The organism is Streptomyces sp. 2131.1, assembly GCF_900105515.1.
Lineage (GTDB): Bacteria > Actinomycetota > Actinomycetes > Streptomycetales > Streptomycetaceae > Streptomyces > Streptomyces drozdowiczii.
Genome location: NZ_FNSY01000001.1, coordinates 6,257,739 through 6,275,608, shown reverse-complemented (window position 1 = coordinate 6,275,608; position 17,870 = coordinate 6,257,739). Strand labels below are relative to the sequence as shown.

Annotated in this window: 16 protein-coding genes and 2 pseudogenes; 7 read left to right on the top strand and 11 right to left on the bottom strand. The window is 70.4% G+C overall.

What is annotated here, in order from left to right; genetic code table 11:
- Window positions 1-51 precede the first annotated feature (51 nt).
- Window positions 52-411 carry a hypothetical protein gene (locus BLW14_RS28265; RefSeq protein WP_093710870.1) on the top strand — a complete coding sequence of 120 codons (360 nt, stop codon included), beginning with the start codon at window positions 52-54 and terminating at the stop codon, window positions 409-411.
- Between the two features lie 103 nt (window positions 412-514).
- On the opposite strand, the gene BLW14_RS28260 is transcribed toward BLW14_RS28265, so the two are convergent.
- The 4 genes from BLW14_RS28260 to BLW14_RS28245 form a co-directional block, all read right to left on the bottom strand.
- Window positions 515-826, bottom strand: coding sequence for an SCO5918 family protein (locus BLW14_RS28260; protein WP_093709950.1), 312 nt, complete (start codon window positions 824-826; stop codon window positions 515-517).
- Between the two features lie 56 nt (window positions 827-882).
- Window positions 883-1,287 (bottom strand): CBS domain-containing protein, encoded by a 405-nt coding sequence (locus tag BLW14_RS28255; RefSeq protein ID WP_093709949.1) that lies wholly within the window; start codon window positions 1,285-1,287, stop codon window positions 883-885.
- A 46-nt stretch (window positions 1,288-1,333) separates the two neighbouring features.
- Window positions 1,334-2,845, bottom strand: a complete 1,512-nt coding sequence (locus BLW14_RS28250) for a DEAD/DEAH box helicase (RefSeq protein WP_093709948.1) — start codon at window positions 2,843-2,845, stop codon at window positions 1,334-1,336.
- A gap of 241 nt (window positions 2,846-3,086) precedes the next feature.
- Entirely contained in the window at window positions 3,087-3,287 is a 201-nt protein-coding gene (locus tag BLW14_RS28245) for a cold shock domain-containing protein (RefSeq protein WP_093709947.1), read from the bottom strand.
- A gap of 618 nt (window positions 3,288-3,905) precedes the next feature.
- On the opposite strand from BLW14_RS28245, the gene BLW14_RS28235 reads away from it, so the two are divergent.
- On the top strand, window positions 3,906-4,316 hold the full coding sequence (locus BLW14_RS28235) for an RrF2 family transcriptional regulator (protein WP_093709946.1): 411 nt from the start codon (window positions 3,906-3,908) through the stop codon (window positions 4,314-4,316).
- 523 nt (window positions 4,317-4,839) lie between these two features.
- Here the strand turns inward: BLW14_RS28235 and BLW14_RS28230 are convergent.
- The 3 genes from BLW14_RS28230 to BLW14_RS35325 form a co-directional block, all read right to left on the bottom strand.
- Entirely contained in the window at window positions 4,840-6,309 is a 1,470-nt protein-coding gene (locus tag BLW14_RS28230; RefSeq protein WP_093709945.1) for an oxygenase MpaB family protein, read from the bottom strand.
- Complete coding sequence (gene uppS / locus BLW14_RS28225; RefSeq protein ID WP_093709944.1) at window positions 6,306-7,025, bottom strand: polyprenyl diphosphate synthase; 720 nt, start codon at window positions 7,023-7,025, stop codon at window positions 6,306-6,308. Before uppS ends, BLW14_RS28230 begins: the two co-directional genes overlap by 4 nt.
- Before the next feature lie 144 nt (window positions 7,026-7,169).
- Entirely contained in the window at window positions 7,170-8,495 is a 1,326-nt protein-coding gene (locus tag BLW14_RS35325; RefSeq protein ID WP_256332893.1) for an SDR family oxidoreductase, read from the bottom strand.
- 21 nt (window positions 8,496-8,516) lie between these two features.
- On the opposite strand from BLW14_RS35325, the pseudogene BLW14_RS28215 reads away from it, so the two are divergent.
- Window positions 8,517-8,991, top strand: a pseudogene (locus BLW14_RS28215) (TetR/AcrR family transcriptional regulator C-terminal domain-containing protein); the annotation flags it as partial.
- Between the two features lie 65 nt (window positions 8,992-9,056).
- On the opposite strand, the pseudogene BLW14_RS35320 reads toward BLW14_RS28215, so the two are convergent.
- Window positions 9,057-9,318, bottom strand: a pseudogene (locus tag BLW14_RS35320) (alpha/beta hydrolase); the annotation flags it as partial.
- A gap of 103 nt (window positions 9,319-9,421) precedes the next feature.
- On the opposite strand from BLW14_RS35320, the gene BLW14_RS28205 reads away from it, so the two are divergent.
- On the top strand, window positions 9,422-9,586 hold the full coding sequence (locus BLW14_RS28205; RefSeq protein ID WP_256332892.1) for a hypothetical protein: 165 nt from the start codon (window positions 9,422-9,424) through the stop codon (window positions 9,584-9,586).
- Between the two features lie 226 nt (window positions 9,587-9,812).
- Here BLW14_RS28205 and BLW14_RS28200 read toward each other — a convergent pair whose 3' ends face one another.
- Complete coding sequence (locus BLW14_RS28200; protein WP_093709943.1) at window positions 9,813-10,235, bottom strand: YjbQ family protein; 423 nt, start codon at window positions 10,233-10,235, stop codon at window positions 9,813-9,815.
- A 103-nt stretch (window positions 10,236-10,338) separates the two neighbouring features.
- Here BLW14_RS28200 and BLW14_RS28195 point away from each other — a divergent pair, with 103 nt between their 5' ends.
- Window positions 10,339-11,448, top strand: a complete 1,110-nt coding sequence (locus tag BLW14_RS28195) for an NAD(P)-binding domain-containing protein (RefSeq protein ID WP_093709942.1) — start codon at window positions 10,339-10,341, stop codon at window positions 11,446-11,448.
- 51 nt (window positions 11,449-11,499) lie between these two features.
- Here the strand turns inward: BLW14_RS28195 and mltG are convergent, their stop codons facing one another.
- Both mltG and BLW14_RS28185 read right to left on the bottom strand, forming a co-directional pair.
- A complete protein-coding gene (mltG, locus tag BLW14_RS28190) occupies window positions 11,500-12,372 on the bottom strand; it encodes an endolytic transglycosylase MltG (RefSeq protein ID WP_093709941.1) in 873 nt (290 codons plus the stop codon).
- Window positions 12,373-12,432: 60 nt separating this feature from the next.
- The gene (locus tag BLW14_RS28185; protein WP_093709940.1) at window positions 12,433-14,238 is read right to left on the bottom strand and encodes an ABC transporter ATP-binding protein; all 1,806 of its coding nucleotides are present in this window, start codon (window positions 14,236-14,238) and stop codon (window positions 12,433-12,435) included.
- A gap of 189 nt (window positions 14,239-14,427) precedes the next feature.
- Between BLW14_RS28185 and BLW14_RS28180 the strand changes: the two genes are divergently transcribed.
- Window positions 14,428-14,871, top strand: coding sequence for a MarR family winged helix-turn-helix transcriptional regulator (locus BLW14_RS28180; RefSeq protein WP_018522838.1), 444 nt, complete (start codon window positions 14,428-14,430; stop codon window positions 14,869-14,871).
- A 58-nt stretch (window positions 14,872-14,929) separates the two neighbouring features.
- Window positions 14,930-17,863: an FAD-binding and (Fe-S)-binding domain-containing protein gene (locus tag BLW14_RS28175; protein ID WP_093709939.1), complete on the top strand. Its 2,934-nt coding sequence runs from the start codon at window positions 14,930-14,932 to the stop codon at window positions 17,861-17,863.
- Window positions 17,864-17,870 lie beyond the last annotated feature (7 nt).

Here is a 17,870-nt window from a genome sequence, read left to right as displayed (position 1 = left end):
GCCTCACCCCACAGGAGAGCAGCAGGGGCCTCGACGCATATGATCGGCCTCATGCCGAAGCATGATGGGTTGCTCGTGGACATTGCCGCTCTGGTCGAGTCCGGGCGGAGCAACCAGATGCCCCTGACCGTAGTAACAGGGGGAGCGGTCATCACGGGCCGGCTGGCACCGGAAGCCGTCTGGAGGCAGCGGGTGTCGGAGGTCCTTGCGGACTCGGCTCAGCTGAGCGACTTTTCCGCCATGTTCGCCACTCCCGCACCTGGGGAAGGGCCCCCCACGCATCTGCACTTTCACGTGGCTCGGATTTTGCAGGGACCGGTGGGAATCCCGGAGACGGGTGGCATGTACCGGGTCGCGATCGAGGACGTCAGTGCCTGGACCATGGGCGATTTCAGCTACTCCGACCACTGAACCGCTGCCCCGCCGGGTATCTCCGTACGCCGTGGGGGCCGGCCGGAACACTCCGGCCGACCCCTACCCATGTTCTGGCCGACAGCACTCGTCCGCCTACTCGTCAGGCAGGCAGAGGTGCGCCGAGCATCGCGGATGCCTGCTCCACCGACGTGGGAACCCGTGTGGGGACAGGGGCAGGGACCAGGCTGCGGCAGGTGAAGCCGAGCTGGGTCATGGCCCGTAGGACCTCGCCGGCACTGAAGTCGCGGCGGTCCTGACGTGTGATGACCTGTCCGACCTGCTTGACGGGGTAGGTGCGTCGGCCGATGATCACCGATTCGCCGGCGGCATGCTCGGGCTTGACGCCCTTCATCGATTCCAGGACGCCGCTCCTGGTCAGGTCGAACGGGAAGCGGGCGATGACGAAGCGCATGATGCCTCACGGGGAGAGAAGCGACGATGGAGTGGTTACGCTGCGGATGGGACAGCTCAGCGGGCCAGAGCGAACACGCCGAGGGCACTGCCGTGTTCGTCGATCACCGGCAGGGCATCGACGTCGCTGTGGCGCATCATGTGCCCGGCTTCGGCCATGGTGGCCCACGGTGAGGTGAAGGGTCCTCGGGCGCGGAAGATGTCCCGCAGCCGGACTCTGTCCGAGTACGCCGGGCTCATGCGGAATGCTGTGAGCCGGGCGTGCGTGATGAGTCCGATGCACAGACTGTTGTCGTCGCAGACCAGCAGATGTCCGGTACGGGCACTGGCCATGACGGACAGGGCCACCTCGACGGTCATGTCGTCGTACACCTGAAGGCCGGCGGTGTCCATGGCCTCGGCCACCGTCCTGCCCACGGCTGTGGCCTTGGTCGAGCGGGGCTGCATCTGGACGAGCGTCAATGGGTGCCTCCTGCACAAGTGTGTCAGCTTCCGGATCACGGAGTTCTCAGGCCGCCGCGTTGACGGCCGCCTGATGTGCGCTCGCGCGCCGGGTTGCGGAGGCGGGGCGACGTCGGCCGTGTGAGGACGTGCTGCGCTGAGGCCGCGCGGCCACCGGCGCGGTGATCGTCACGGGAATGCCGGTGGGGGCCTGGGCGTTGGTGATGCGGCCGAGTACCTCCCCGCCGGAGCGCATCTGGGTGGTCTGGGGCACGATGCCGACGGCCGTCATGAGGCGGGCCACGTCGCGGCGCTGGTTGGGGGTGACCAGGATGACGACGCTGCCGGACTCCCCTGCCCGCGCGGTCCGGCCGCCGCGGTGGAGGTAGTCCTTGTAGTCGGTCGGCGGGTCAACGTTGACGACGAGGTCGAGGTTGTCGACGTGGATGCCGCGGGCGGCGACGTTCGTGGCCACGAGTACGGTGACGTGCCCGGTCTTGAACTGGGTCAGGGTCCGGGTGCGCTGGGACTGCGCCTTCCCGCCGTGCAGAGCCTTGGCCCGCACCCCGCTGGCCAGCAGGTGGTCGGTGAGCTTGTCCACGGCGCGCTTGGTGGCCAGGAACATGATGACCCGACCTTCGCGCGCGGCGATCTCGGTCGTCGTGCGGTGCTTGTCGGTGCCGTGGACGTGCAGCACGTGGTGCTCCATCGTCGTGACCGCTCCGGCGGAAGGATCTACGGAGTGGACGACCGGGTCACTGAGGTAACGGCGAACCAGGCGGTCGACGTTGCTGTCCAGGGTGGCGGAGAAGAGCATCCGCTGCCCTTCGGGGCGGACCTGGTCGAGGAGTTCGGTGACTTGGGGCATAAAGCCCATGCCGGTCATCTGGTCGGCCTCGTCAAGGACGCTGCTCGCGACCTGGTCGAGCCGGCAGTCACCGCGGTCGATGAGATCCTTGAGTCGTCCAGGCGTCGCCACGACGACTTCGGCACCGCCGCGCAACGCGTTGACCTGCCTCCCGATCGACGTTCCGCCGACGACCGTGGCCAGCCGCAGCCGACCCGCACGGGCGTACGGAGCCAGTGCGTCGGTCACCTGCTGGGCCAGCTCACGCGTCGGTACCAGGACCAGGGCCAACGGCTGTCGCGGCTCGGCCCGCTGACCGGCAGTACGGGCCAGCAGGGCGAGGCCGAAGGCCAGCGTCTTGCCGGACCCGGTGCGCCCCCGGCCCAGGGCCTCACGGCCCGCGAGAGTGTTGGGCAGGGTCGCCCCCTGGATCGGGAACGGAACGCTCACCCCCTGCGCGGTCAGCGCCGCCAGCAACTGCTTGGGCATGTCGAGGTCGGCGAACGCCTCGGCAGCAGGCAGTGCGGGAGTGACCGTGACCGGCAGGGCAAACTCGCCCTGGACCGCGACGGGCCGCCGTCCCGGGCCACCCGGGCGACTCGAACCTCCGGAGCCAGCAGGAGCGGCCGAACAGGTCGCAGTGGTCGAGTTGACGCGGCTGCCGCCACGAATGGAGTCGGCGGTTCGGCTGCGTGCGCGGGTAGCGCGATTGTTCGTACGCGTGGGGTTCATTCAGAACCTTCCTTGAGACGACACGCATCAAGTAATTCCAGCAGCGAAAGAACAACGCGGGGAATCACAAGAACGGGCCGAGCGTAACGGGGAATCAAATACGGCATGCGGTTGATCCCGCATGGGGAGGCAGGCCACGAGGCAAGTGACGCCGCGGATCGAGAATCTCTGTCACCGCCGAGCGGGTATCCAGAGACCGGGCAGGAAACCCGGAAGCAAAGGTGCTGCACGGGTGCCAGTCTCAGACGGGAACGATATTCTCGGCCGTCGGCCCCTTCGGGCTGGTCGCGATACCGAAGGTGACCTTCTGGACTTCCATCAGTTCACGGAATCCCTCGGCAGCGATGTTAGAGGGGTGGGCGGGAACATCAGCGCCGCCGCCCTGTTCGATGGAGCCGAGACCCTTGGCCGCACTGAACCACTTCACGATTCTTGACGCCATGCGACATCTCCTTCAGGGGGCAGTACGCCGAGACCCGCGAGTGCGGATCCCGCGTCGCCGCGATGATGCCCCGACCGGAGAAGCCCCGAAAAAGTGAAGCGTCTGCTGGTCGAAAACACCCACACAGAAGCTAAATTTACTGGGAACCACAACTGCAACCGAGACTGGCAGTAGCACGCTGCAGCAATCTGCGTACGCTGAATAATTCCACTGAACCTTTCGCTGCAGTAACGCTCCTGGCGCCACGCATTAAAACCTGACACCGTGGCCATAGATATTGGCCCACCGAAGTCAACGCGTAGACACCGCTGCGACCAGCCGGTGGGCCTTTTGCTCGAATGAGCAAGGCGCGGCAAGGCGCGCCCAGCCCCCGGACGAGAGCGCGCCTTCGAGACCCGAAGGCACCGCTGGAGAGGCCTCGCGCGCATCACCGAGGGTGGACAGCCTGGCTGGACTTCTCCCGGCCTCGACCGGACTTCAGGCGGCGGGTGGCGCGTTGGACGGGCCGACGCCTCGCTGGAGTTCGGCGTTGCTGCGGTGGTCTTCTTCGCGCCGGTCTTCGAGGATGACGATGCGGCAGGCCGCCTCTATCGAAGTGCCGGCGGGGATCGCGGTTGCTTGACCGCTCGGCTGGCGGAGCTGCACAACGTCTCGCCCAGCTATCTCGCCAAGCAGCTGCAGGCCCTCACGCGGGCCGGTCTCGTCCAGTCGGTCCAGGGCAAGGCGGGCGGCTACATCCTCACCCGGCCACCCGCGCTCATCACAGTGCTCGACGTCGTCGAGGCGGTCGACGGCCCGGGACCCGCGTTCGTCTGCACCGAGATCCGACAGCGCGGCCCGATGGCCACTCCCCCGGAAGCCTGCGCCGTACCCTGCGCCATCAGACGCGCCATGGGCCGGGCCGAGACTGCCTGGTGGGAAACCCTCCGCTCGATCACCGTCGCCGACCTCGCCGCCGACGTCACCTCCGACTCCGGTCCCGGGGCTCTGGGCAGGATCAGTACCTGGCTGAACACAGCCAGCGCCTGAGCACCACCACCCGGCACGGGCGGGGCTCGGACCGCTGAGGCGCCTCGGCGGTCGGACCAGCCTCATGCATGAGCAAGCGCCGCCTGGTGCAGTGGGCGGTGCCGGTGGTGATCCGCTGCTCCAGCACACTCGGCACGAGGGACTCCGTCACCCGCCCCGTACGGGCCATCCACGGCTCGCAGTGCGTACGGTGCGGGCGGCCGCCACCGCTCGGTGACGAGGCCGGGCCACGGCCGGCTCATCCTCGGCACCGAGCGGGGCCGGAAACTGCTCCAGGCCCGGTCGGCGCCCGAGCCCCCCGTCGTGCCCGTGATCGGGCGTCCGGCCCATACACCTGGACACCGATCAGGCGTTCCCTGGGGCAGTTCGGCCCATCGCCCCGAGGGGTGCACCGCGTCTGACACGCCCTGACCTGCACCGGCCGCACCTGACCGCCCTAGGCCGAGGCCTCACCGAAACAATCGCGCCGACCACCGTCCCGCAGGAGAGCGTGCAGCCGTGGCCGCCGACCTGCACGAGTTAGTCAGGCCTCGGCCAGCAGGGCGTCGTACGCGGTGTTCCTGCGTCGGCCTGCCATGAAGGTGAGGAAGTCGCCCACGAAGGCGCTGCGGTCGTAGGTGCCGGCGGTGACGGTGAGGTCGCGCTGGAAGGCGGTGCGGAAAAGCGTCCGGTGTTCGTCTGCGTCGATTGTGCCGCTGCCGTCCTTGTCGGTCGCGTCGAAGAGCACCTCGGCGACGCGGATCAGCGCGGGCCCGGCGAGGGAGGGGACGGCTGCGGCGTACTCGTCGGCGCTGACACGGCCGTCTCCGTCTGTGTCGAGGGCGGCCTGGAGTTCACGCCACCAGGCGGCGAAGGCGTCGTAGAGCCGGGTCTCCTCGGGTTCGTCCAGGTCGAGTCGGGTGGCCAGTTCGCGTGCCATGGCGGCGAGGTCGGGCCAGTCGAGGTAGCCGTCGCCGGTCTGGTCCAGCACCGTGCGGAAGAACTCCTCCGCCGAGCGTCGGCCTTCGCCCGTGGTCTTCGAGGCAGTGGGGTCCGGGCCGGGGCCTGCGTCGCCGCTCAGTGGCGTGAGGAGGCGGAGCAGGGCCGAGGCTTGTGTCATGCGGGCGCGCAGCGCGGTCACGGTCCGGGCGCGGGGGTCGTCGCTGTCGGGCGAGAGGGAAAGGGTCTCGATGATGGTTTCGGCGTTGATCCAGCCATCGGGCAGGAACCGGGTAAGCCCGGCCGCGAGGTAGGCGCCGTGCATGAGGGTCGGGGTTCCCGGCATCTCGGCCAGGCCGGCCTTGCGCCGGTAGGGCTCGGGGAGCGAGGCGACGGTGATCGCGCCGAGGAGGGGACCGACGACAGCGCGGCCGGCCGCCCACAGGGCCGGCATGCCGTCCAGCAGTGCCGGGGCGGGCAGGTGGTCGAAGAGCCGGTAGAGGATGAGGCGGGCGGCCTCAGTATTCTCCAGTTCGTCCTCGACGACCCTGTCGAAGTAGCGCCAGAAGTCGTGCAGGTCCTCGGGCAGTTCACCGGCGTCGCCGTCGAGTGCGGCGAGGAACGCGCGGTACTCGCCGTACAGCCGCTCCATCGTGGCCTGGTCGAGCGGCTGGCCGCTGAGCCGGCACATGGTGACGGCGCTCTCGAAGAGGGTGGCGACCACCCAAGCGCGGGTCGCGCGGTCCATGGCGTCGTAGGCGCGGCCGCGGGAGTCGGAGCCGCTCATGCGGGCGTGGAGCCTGTTGAGCCGGGCGGCCTCCCGGTCTCGTACCGCTGGGTCGGCGTCGAACATGCGCCGCATGCTGAGGAAGGTGTTGCGCAGTCGGCGCCAGGGGTGGGCGACGAAGGTGGAGTTGTCGGCGAGAGCGGCCCCGATCTGCGGGTGGGCGGCTTCCAGCACGGTGGCGCGGATGATGGCCAGCGCCCAGCGCGGGTCGTCGAAGAAGGCGCGGAACGGCGGTTGCGTGGCGAGCAGGGGGGCCTCGTCGGCCGTTCCGGTGGTTCCGGTGGTCATGACAGGTCTCCGTTCGTCTGGGGCGGGATGCCGCCGAAGCGGCGGTCACGGCAGCGGTAGGTGTGCAGGCAGGTGAGAAAGTCAGGGGCCCGGAAGTCCGGCCAGAGCACGGCGGGAAAGACCCACTCGGCGTAGGCGACCTGCCAAAGCATGAAGTTGGAGATGCGCTGCTCGCCGGAGGTGCGGATGACGAGGTCGACGTCGGGGGTGTCGGGAAACGGCAGGTGGTCCGCGAAGAGCCGCTCGGTCACGTCGTCGGCTTGTGTCCCCTTGCGGATCAGCGATCTGGCGGCTTCGACGATGTCTCGGCGGCCGCCGTGGTCAAAAGCGACGGTGAGCGTCATCCCCCGGTTGTCGGCGGTCAGCGTGGCCAGGTCCTCGAAATCCTGGGCCAGCTCCCGGGGGATGCGTGGGTCGGCGGCTCCGAGGAAACGGCAGCGGATGCCGCGGGCGAGCAGCAGGGGTGCGTGCTTGCGCACAACCCGGCGGACCAGCCGCATCAGGTAGTCGACCTCGGTGCCGGGGCGGTTCCAGTTCTCGGTGGAGAAGGCGTACAGGCTGAGCCACTCGACTCCGGCCGCCCGAGCCGCCTCGATGATGTCGATGACGGTGGCTTCGGCAGCCCGATGGCCCGCCGTCCGTGGAAGCGAGCGCCGCTGGGCCCAGCGGCCGTTGCCGTCCATCACGCAGGCCACGTGCCGCGGCACCGCGCGCACCAGCCCAGTGTCCCGGCGTTGGTCGTTGCCGGACCGTCGCCCACCCGGCCCGCCTCCCGTTGCCTTGTATGCGCGATGAACACCGTGATCGGTCAACCCAGCCCCGTCTCCCCGGGGCGGCACGATCGGTTCTACCCCGCTCGATCACGCCCGCCCCGTATCGCCCATACCCACGCTCCACCGGAGCGTTCCCTCCTCGGAGTCTGGCGGCACGGAAGGGCGCTGACCGGCCGAACGGGGGCCCGTCACCCTTGGCGCAGATGCCCGATTCCCTTCGGCAACGGCAGCTCTGTCCGGTAACCACACCTCCTCGGCGAGGTCTGCCATGCCCCCGTCTCCGGGCCGCGGCCTCCTCCAACCGCGGGGCGTTGGAGAGCAGGCGCGCAGCGTCGCCGCCGCTCTCAACCGGTCGATGCCGGCCGGGTGCCATACCCAGCTCAGCCCTGCTCGGGGCGGTGAAGGAAGCCCGGGCACCCAGCGAAGGAGAGCGCGGGCCGGAAGAGCGTCAGCCGTACGCCGAGGTCGATCAGGAGCTCCTTTCACGCCTGTACATCCGCAGCACGGAACCAACGGCCCGCAACCGGTCTCGCCAGGCGGCCGCCGGATCATGCCCGTCGCCCGCCACGGCTCAGCCTCGAGAGCGGTGAGCTCCCGTCCCAGCTCGGCATACCAGTCCCGGAAACCACACGGCGTCGTACAGGCCGGCCGCCGGAGACCTCCCGATCGTCCGCCCAGCCGATGATGTGGGGCCCCGCCGACGGCGGCCGTGAGCACGTTCTCGCCCTGGCGCTCAGACGAAGGCGTCGCCAGCTTCACACGCGCCAGCCGCCGCACTCCGAGCAGGCACTTGCCACATCCGCCACAGGGTCGTTCGACCGCATCGAGGCCCGTACCGCAGGACTTCTCTACACCAGCTGGGTCATTCGCCGGTCCTCTCCCCGCAGCCAACCCGACTCCCGAACCGCACCGGGACCGATTCGCACGGCAACACCGACCAGCGTGCTCACCCTCACTCTGCCAAGACCGCCTCCGAGGCGCTCCTTTCGTGAATGCCAGGTGGTACAGACAGGTCAGGCGGCTTCGTGTTTGAGTGCGGGGCCGAGGAGGAGACCGCCGTCGTTGACGAACTCCGAGCCGGTGGCGAAGGAAGCCTCGTCGGAGGTGAGGAAGAGCAGAGCCTGGTGATGTCTGCGAGCTCGCCCAGGCGGGGGATGGCGAACGGCTCGGCCGAGTGGAAGTCGGAGATCGGAGTGTCGCTGCCTGCGGCGGGTTCGGTGATGAACGGGGTGGCGATGACGCTGGGTTGATGGCGTTGACGCGGATGTGGTCGCGGCCCAGTTCCAGGGCGGCCGTCTTGGTGAGGCCCCGGACGGCCCACTTGCTGGCCACATAGGGGGCGTACATCGCGGTGCCGCCCACGCCGGAGGTGGAGGCGATGTTGACGATGACGCCGCCGCCGTGCCGGCGCATCGAGGGGGCCGCCGCCTTGATGCCACTCTGTTCAAGCAGTTCCCGACCAAGGCAGCGCTGTTCGACGCGATCGTCACCGCGTCCTGGCAGGCGGGAGACGGGGATGAGGACGCCCCGCCCCCGGGCGACCTCCGGGCCGGCCTCTCCCTGTTCGGCCGGCGCTACGCCGCCCTGCTCACGCGTCCAGGCATGACCGACCTCTTCCGGATCGTCATCGCCGAGCTGCCGCGCTTCCCGGAACTGGCCGAATGGCAGTTCCACCGCGGCAAGATGCCCTACTTCGATTCGGTGCGCCGCTACCTGGAGGCGGAGCGCGAAGCGGGCACGATCCGGCTGGAGGATCCGGAGCTGGCCGCGACCCAGTTCCTCGGCATGATCTCCAACTACGTCTTCTGGGCCCCGCCTGCTCCTGGCCCACTGGGCTCCGGACGGGACGGCCGTCGAGGCGGTCGTCGACGAGGCCGTCCTGATGATGGCGGCCAGGTACGCCGCCTGAGACGGCGACCGTTTCGCCTCTCTCTGTTCAGCCTGGGGCGGCGAAGGGTGGCCGTGCGGGCTCGTTCAGCGGTCGGTGAGGGCCCGGATCTCGGATGCGATCAGCTGGGGGTCTTCTTCGGCCATGAAGTGCCCGCGGGAGACGGTCTGGTGGCGGAGGTCGTCGGTCCAGGCGCTCCAGAGGCCCTGGGGGGTAGCCGAGAGCGGTTCCCCAGTCCTGCTGGAGGACGGTGACGGGCATGGCCGGCTTGTTGCCGTTCTCCATGTCGGTGGTGTCGTGGTCGACGTCCACCCCGGCCGAGGCGCGGTAGTCGGCGACGACGGAGGGGGGAGGACGAGGTGACGAAGAGGACCGGCGATCCGGAACTGGCCGCCCGGATCATCGGTTCCAGGAAGCCCTGTGGTAAGTAATCGCCCGAACCGCAGCGTCCGTGGGACACCTGCCGGTACTACGCCGCGCCCGGGACGAACTCGCCCGCGTCGCAGCCGAGTACGCCGGCGCGGGCAGCGGCCTGGTCTCCTTCGGCCCGGTCACACATCACCTGGCCGCTGCCGACGCGGCAATCGAGGCACACGCTTCCGCCACGGGGCAGTGACGATGGATGAGCGCAGCTTTGGCCCCACCGGGCACCGCTACTTCACCCGAACCGTGGATCCGGCCACGTGACAGTCCGCCGTCCCTCAGCACGCGTTCTTCGGCGGCTTGGAGGGCTCGGGCTCACAGCCCGAGCCCTCCAAGCCGAGCTTCAGGCCCGAACGCGACGAGCAGTTTCCCCTCGTCGCGCACCTCGTAGCCCCGGCATGGCCTGCGGAGCTGTGCGATCAGCTCAGGAAGCTCAACCGAACTTGACGGTTGGGATTAGAGATATTCGTGTCCACCAGGCACACCGACTGCCACGTCCCCAGCTCCAGACTGCCCGCGATCACCGGGAGTGTCGCGTGCGGGGGTACCAGGGCCGGGAGTACGTGGTCGCGGCCGTGGCCGGGGGCGCCGTGGCGGTGTTGCCAGCGGTTGTCGGCCGGGAGCAGGGTGTGGAGGGTGGCGAGGAGGTCGTCGTCGCTGCCCGCACCGGTTTCCAGGACGGCGATGCCTGCGGTGGCGTGCGGGACGAAGATGTTGAGCAGGCCGTCGCGGCCGGAGGCCGCCCGGGCGAGGAACTGTTCGCAGTCCGGTGTCAGGTCGGTGACGGTCTCCGTCGAACCGGTCGTGATCTGCAGGACCGTGGTGGTGAAAGCAGAAGACATGAGCCCCATCCTGCCGTGGCCCGGGACCGAAACCGCTGAGCGACCGGCTTGAGGGAAGTTCTGAGGGGCCGTCCTAGTTGGTAGAAGCGTGAACGATATCGGGATGCGCTCGGTGGACGTCGTGGTGATCGGCGCCGGACAGGCGGGGCTGTCGGCGGCGTACCACCTGCGACGCGTGGGCCTGGAGCCGGACCGCGACTTCGTGGTCCTCGACCACGCGCCGGCGCCCGGCGGCGCATGGCAGTTCCGGTGGCCGTCGCTGACGTACGGCAAGGTGCACGGCATGCACGCGCTGCCGGGTATGCGGCTGACCGGTGCGGACGACTCGCGGCCCTCGTCCGAGGTCATCGGCGCGTACTTCGACCGGTACGAGCGCGCCTTCGGGCTGCGTGTGCACCGGCCGGTCGAGGTCGGCGCCGTAAGCGAGGGCGAGGGCGGCCGGCTGCTCGTCGAGACCTCCGAGGGTACGTACGCGACGCGTGCCCTGATCAACGCCACGGGGACGTGGGACCGGCCCTTCTGGCCCCGCTACCCGGGGCAGGAGACCTTCCGGGGCCGGCAATTGCACACGGCCGGCTATCCGGGCCCGGCCGAGTTCGCCGGGCAGCGGGTGGTCGTCGTCGGCGGCGGGGCCTCCGGCACCCAGCATCTGATGGAGATCGCCGAGGTGGCGGCGGAGACCCACTGGGTCACCCGCCGGCCGCCGGTCTTCCGGGAAGGGCCCTTCGGTGAGGACCAGGGGCGGGCGGCCGTGGCCATGGTGGAGGACCGGGTCCGGCGGGGGCTGCCGCCGCAGAGCGTGGTGAGTGTGACCGGGCTGCCCGTCAACGACGCCATCCGTCGCGCCCGCGAGTCCGGGGTGCTCGACCGGCTGCCCATGTTCGACCGGATCACGCCGTCCGGTGTCGTCTGGGACAACGGCCGCCGCATCGAGGCCGACGTCATCCTCTGGGCCACCGGCTTCCGCGCGGCCATCGACCACCTCGCCCCGCTCCGGCTGCGTGAGCGCGGCGGCGGCATCCGGGTCGAGGGCACCCGCGCCGTACGCGACCCGCGCATCCACCTCGTCGGCTACGGCCCCTCCGCCAGCACCATCGGCGCCAACAGAGCCGGGCGCGCCGCCGTGCGGGAGATCGTGGAGCTGCTGGGAAGGGAAGCGTCGGGCGACGGGGCGCCGGTTCCGGTGCTCACCCAGGAATCCGCGTACGTCTGACGTACCAGCGGGGGCTGTACGCCCAGCCCGCATGCCGTGGCCGGCGGCCGTCTACCCCTCCCCCGTCCCCCGTCGGTTCCGGTTGAACTCCGCGACGTTGCGTTGTTGTTCGGCGTAGTCGGCGGTGAAGCGGGTGTCACCCGGGGCCACGGTGACGAAGTACAGCCAAGGGCCCGCGGTGGGGTTGATGGCCGCGGCCATCGCCTGCTCACCCGGGTTGCCGATCGGAGTGGGCGGGAGGCCCTTGTGGGCGTAGCTGTTGTACGGGCTGTCGAGTTTCGTGTCCCCCGTGCTGGTGTCCAGCGTGCTGCGGTTCATCGCGTAGTTGAGGGTGGAGTCCATCTGGAGCGGCATGCCCCGGTCGAGCCGGTTGTGGATGACCCGGGCCACCTTGCCCATGTCCGCCTCGGTGTCCGCCTCGGCCTGGACGATGCTGGCAATGGTCACCGTCTGGTAGACGGTCACGTCGTTGCGCCGGGCGCCGGCGGTGATGTGGTCCGCGCCGAAGCGTTCGACCGCCGTGTCGGTCATATAGCGCAGCAGGCCCTTCGGGGTGGTCGCGGAGGTGACCGGGTACGTCGCCGGGTAGAGGTAGCCCTCGGGGTTCCCCTTCGCGCCGGCCGGGAGCGGCAGGTCCGCCGCCGGTGCGGCCTTTCCCGTAGTGCCGGCGGGCTCGCCGAGGGCCTTGTCGACGGCCGCGTAGACCTGGGTCGCGCGCCACCCCTCGGGGATGACCAGCGGGCGGGCGGCCTCCTCGGTCTTCGGTCCCCTGGTGAGCAGGGGGACGAGCACTGCTGCGGCCACGCCGAGGACGAGGACGGCACCGATGAGCAGCGTCAGACGGCCGCGCCGGGTCAAGCGCGTTCTGCGGCGGGGGTGGGGCGGGGTGACCGAGGGCGGGGTTTCCGGGGTCTGGTGCGCCATGCGGGCACGCTAACCCGCGCCGGTCGCGTCTCCGGGGAGGCCATTCCCGGCGGGCGGTCATCAGCCGCCGACCGGGGTCAGTTCGGTGTCCCGGCGGACCAGTGCCGCGTACCGTCCGTCCTGCTGAAGCAGTTCTTCGTGGGTGCCGCGCTCCGCTGTGCGGCCGCCGTCCAGGACGACGATCTGGTCGGCGTCGCGGACGGTGGAGAGCCGGTGGGCGATGGTGATCGTGGTGCGTCCGGCGGAGAGGGAGTCGATGGCCTCCTGCACGGCGAATTCGGTACGGGTGTCGAGGGCGCTCGTCGCCTCGTCGAGGATCAGCACCGGCGGGTCGCGCAGGATGGTCCGTGCGATGGCCAGGCGCTGCTTCTCACCTCCGGAGAAGCGGTATCCGCGTTCACCGACGAGGGTGTCGTAGCCGTCGGGCAGCGAGGCGATGTGGTCGTGGATCTGCGCCGCGCGGGCCGCCGCCTCGATCTCCTCGTCGGTCGCGTCCGGCTTCGCGAAGCGCAGGTTCTCGGCGACCGAGGCATGGAAGAGGTACGTCTCCTGCGAGACGACGCCGACGGCCCGGGCGAGGGTGTCGAAGTCGAGGTCGCGCACGTCGATGCCGTCGATGGTCACCCGGCCGCCGGTCACGTCGTAGAGCCGGGGCACGAGGTAGCTGAGGGTGGACTTGCCGGAGCCGGTTGGGCCGACGACAGCCAGTCCCGCTCCCGCGGGCACGGTCACGTCGACGCCGCTGAGGGTCGGGCCGCTCTTCTCGTCGTAGCTGAAGTCGACGTTCTCGAAGCGGACCTCGCCCCGGATCGTGTCCAGGTGCACCGGCTTCTCCGGCTCCGTGATGTCCACGGTGAGGTCGAGGTACTCGAAGATCCGCTGGAAGAGCGCGAGCGACGTCTGCATCTGCACGCCGGTGGAGAGCAGGCTCACGGCGGGGCGGAAAAGGCCCTGCTGGAGCGAGACGAACGCGACCAGGGTGCCGATCGAGACGGCGGGTCCGCCGGACTGGAGGGCCATGCCGGCCGCCCAGTAGATGACGGCGGGCATGGCGGCCATGACGATGCCGATCGTCGACATGCGCCACCGGCCGGCCATGCTGGAGCGCACTTCGAGGTCGACCAGCCGCTCGGACTCCTCGGCGAAGCCCCGGGTGAGCGAGTCGGAACGGCCCATGGTGCGGCCGAGCAAAATGCCGCTGACGGAGAGCGACTCGGTGACGGTGGCGGCCATGGCGGCCATCTGCTTCTGGCGCTGGGTGGTGATCTTCTTGCGTTCGCGGCCGACCCGGCGGCTGATCCAGACGAACACCGGCAGCAGGAGCAGCGAGACGACGGTGAGCCGCCAGTCGAGCGCGAGCATGGCGACGACGGTGGCGATGACCGCGGTGAGGTTGGAGACGAGGGAGGTCGCCGTCGAGGTGACGGTGGCCTGCATGCCGCCGATGTCGTTGGCGATCCGGGACTGCACTTCGCCCGTGCGGGTCCGGGTGAAGAAGGCGAGCGGCATCCGCTGGAGCTGCGCGTAGACGGCGGTGCGCAGGTCGTGCATGACGCGCTGGCCGACGGTGGTGGAGATGAGGGTCTGCAGCACGCCGAAGACGCTGTTCATCACGGCGGTGAGGATCATGCCGAGGGCGAGCAGCGTGAGCAGCCCGGTCCGCCCCTGCGGGAGGGCGGTGTCCAGGATCTCGCGCAGCAGGAACGGCGAGGCGACCGACACCAGCGACGAGGCGCCGACGAGCAGTCCGACGATCGCGAGGCGTCCGCGGTAGGGGCGGAAGAGGCGGAGGATCCGGCGCAGCTCGGCGGGCGGCTGGGCCGTGTCATCGGGCGGCGGTGTCCACGTGGGTTCGTCGGGTTTCATGTGCTCCTTCGTGGGGCGTGCGGCGACGGGGCCGTACGGGCGCGGCCGCGGGTGGCGGGCGCGCCTGCACGGCGTACGGGCAGGGCTGCCCGTACGCGGGAATCGCGACCTTGGCAGTCGAGCCGAATGAGAGCATAGCTCATTGTTACCCATACTCACAATGAACCAAGTCCTGATAGTGTTGCCCCCATGGACTCCCCCGACCCCGACGGCGTGCTCGCCGAACAGCTGCTGCGGCTGACGCGCAGGCTCCAGCGCATCCAGAGCCGTCAGCTGGAGCCGATCGGCATCACACCGGCGCAGTTCCGGCTGCTGCGCACGGTCGCGCACTACGACGGACCGCCCCGAATGGCGGATCTCGCGCACCGTCTCGACGTGGTCCCGCGGGCCGTGACGACGCTGGTGGACGCTCTGGAGGCCGGTGGCAGGGTGCGCCGCGTCCCCGATCCGGACAGTCGTAGGGTGGTCAGGATCGAGATCACGGACGAGGGCATCGCCACGCTCCGCTCGCTGCGCGACGCGCGCCGGGCGGCCGCGGAGGAGATCCTGGCTCCATTGACCGCCGACCAGCGCGAGGTGCTCGGCGGCCTGCTCACCGCCCTGGTCAACGGAATGCCGGAGCGCCGCTGCTGACCGGGCACGGGAAGCGGCGCCGGGCCGCCGGACCGACAAGCCGCCGAGGAGAACCACCATGCCGCTGCTGGAGCCGGACCCCGACACCCTGCGCCCCGCGGCGGTGCGCCCGCCCTCCCACGACCGCGTCCCCGACGCACGGGCCAAGGGCACTCCGGAGACGCTGCGCGACGAGCTGACCGCCCTGCTCGGCGCGCACAAGGTGCTCTGGAAGATCTCCGACCTGGTGAAGTACGCCTCCGACGCCAGCCCGTACCGGTTCGTGCCCCAGGTGGTCGTCGTCCCCGAGGACATCGACGACATCTCCGCGATCCTGTCGTACGCGCACGGCAGGGGCCGCAACGTCGTCTTCCGCGCCGCCGGCACCAGCCTCAACGGCCAGGCCCAGGGTGAGGACATCCTCGTCGACGTCCGGCGGAACTGGGCGGGCATCGAGGTCCTGGACGACGGCGCCCGCGCCCGCATCCGCCCCGGGACGACGGTCGTACGGGCCAACGCCTCCCTCGCCCGGTACGGCCGGCTGCTCGGGCCCGACCCGGCGAGCGCCATCGCGTGCACGATCGGCGGGGTCGTCGCCAACAACGCCTCCGGCATGACGGCGGGCACCACCCGCAATTCGTACCGGACCGTCTCCTCGCTCACCGTCGTGCTGCCCGGCGGCACGGTCGTGGACACCGGCGACCCGGCCGCCGACGAGGAGCTGGCGCGGGCCGAGCCGCACCTGTGCGAGGGGCTGCTGGCGCTCAAGGCGGAGATCGAGGCCGATGCCGCGCTGACCGCCCGCATCCGGGCCAAGTACGAGATCAAGAACACCAACGGCTACCGGCTCGACGCGTTCCTGGACGGTTCGACCCCGGTAGAGATCCTGCGCGGCCTCATGGTCGGGTCCGAGGGGACGTTCGGCTTCATTTCCGAGGTCGTCTTCGACACGCTGCCGCTCGACCGCCGGATCTCCACGGCGCTGCTGTTCTTCCCCTCGCTGACCGCCGCGGCCGCCGCCGTGCCGCTGTTCAACGAGGCGGGCGCCATCGCCGTGGAGCTGATGGACGGCAACACCCTGCGCGCCTCCGTCAGCGTGCGGGGCGTCCCCGCCGACTGGGCCGGGCTGCCGAAGGAGACCGCCGCGCTGCTGGTGGAGTTCCGGGCCCCGGACGAGGAGGGTCAGGAGGCGTACGAGCGGGCGGCGGCCGATGTGGTGCGGAAGCTGGAGCTGGTCCGGCCCGTCACCTCGGTGACCAACGAGTTCACCCGGGACGCCGGCACCATCTCCGGCTACTGGAAGGCCCGCAAGGCCTTCGTCACCGCGGTCGGCGGCTCCCGCCCCTCGGGCACGACGCTGATCACGGAGGACTTCGCCGTCCCGCCGTCCCGGCTGGCCGACGCCTGCGAGGCGCTGCTGGCCCTCCAGGCGGAGCACGGCTTCGACGCCGCCGTCGCCGGCCACGCCGCGCACGGCAACCTCCACTTCCTGCTGGCCTTCGACGCGGCGCGCCCGTCCGACGTCGACCGCTACGCCGCCTTCATGGACGACTTCTGCCGGCTGACGGTGGAGCGGTTCGACGGATCGCTCAAGGCGGAGCACGCGACGGGCCGCAACATCGCCCCCTTCCTCGAACTGGAGTGGGGCCCGCGGGCGACCGAGCTGATGTGGCGTACGAAGCAGGTCATCGACCCCGACGGGGTCCTGGCCCCGCGGATCGTCCTCGACCGCGACCCGAAGGCGCACCTGCGCGGCCTGAAGACCATCCCGAAGGTCGAGGCGGTCGCCGACCCGTGCATCGAGTGCGGCTTCTGCGAACCGACCTGCCCCAGCCACGACCTGACCACCTCACCGCGCCAGCGCATCGTGCTGCGCCGGGAGATGATGCGGCAGCCGGACGGCTCACCCGTCGAGACGGGTCTCGTCGACGCCTACGGCTACGACGCGGTGGACACCTGCGCCGGTGACTCCACCTGCAAGCTCGCCTGTCCGGTCGGGATCGACACGGGCGCCATGATGAAGGACTTCCGCCACCAGCGGCACACGCCGCGCGAGGAGCGGATCGCCGCGCTCGCCGCCAAGCACTTCGGCAAGGCGGAGACGGCGGCGCGGCTCGCGGTCGCTGCGGCGAGCCGGATCGACGACCGGCTGCTGCGGGGCGTCACCCGGCTCGCCCGCCGCGCGGTGAGCCCCGACCTGGTCCCCGAGTGGCTGGCGGAGATCCCCGGAGCCGCGTCCCGCAAACTGCCGCGCACCTCCCGGGCGGGGGCGAGCGCGGTCTACTACCCGGCCTGCGTCAACCGGATCTTCGGCAGCCCGGACAGTCACCGCGGCCCGTCCCTGCCGCAGGCCGTGGTCGCCGTCTCGGCCCGGGCGGGGAAGCCCGTCTGGATCCCGGACGACGTCAACGGGACCTGCTGCGCCACGATCTGGCACTCCAAGGGGTACGACTCCGGCAACGCCGTGATGGCGAACCGGATCGTGGAGGCCGCCTGGGGCTGGACGGCCGGCGGGAAGCTGCCGCTGGTCGTCGACGCCTCGTCCTGCACGCTGGGCATCGCCCATGAGGTGGTGCCGTATCTCACCGAGGACAACCGGGCGTTGCACCGCGAGCTGACCGTGGTCGACTCGCTGGTCTGGGCGGCGGACGAGCTGCTGCCGGCGCTGACGGTGCTCCGGAAGTCGGACGCCGCCGTGCTGCACCCGACCTGTTCCATGGAGCACCTGGACGATGTCGCCCAGTTGCGCGCCGTCGCGGAGGCGTGCGCGCACGAGGCCGTGATCCCTGACGACGCCGCGTGCTGCGGATTCGCGGGCGACCGCGGGATGCTGCACAAGGAGCTGACGGAGTCCGCCACCGCGAAGGAGGCGGCCGAGGTGCGGCCCCGGGAGTACGACGCGTATCTCTCGGCCAACCGGATGTGCGAGATCGGCATGGACCGGGCGACGGGCCGTTCGTACCACTCGGCTCTGATGGAACTGGAGTGGGCGACCCGCCCGGGCCCGGCCTGAGGCTCGG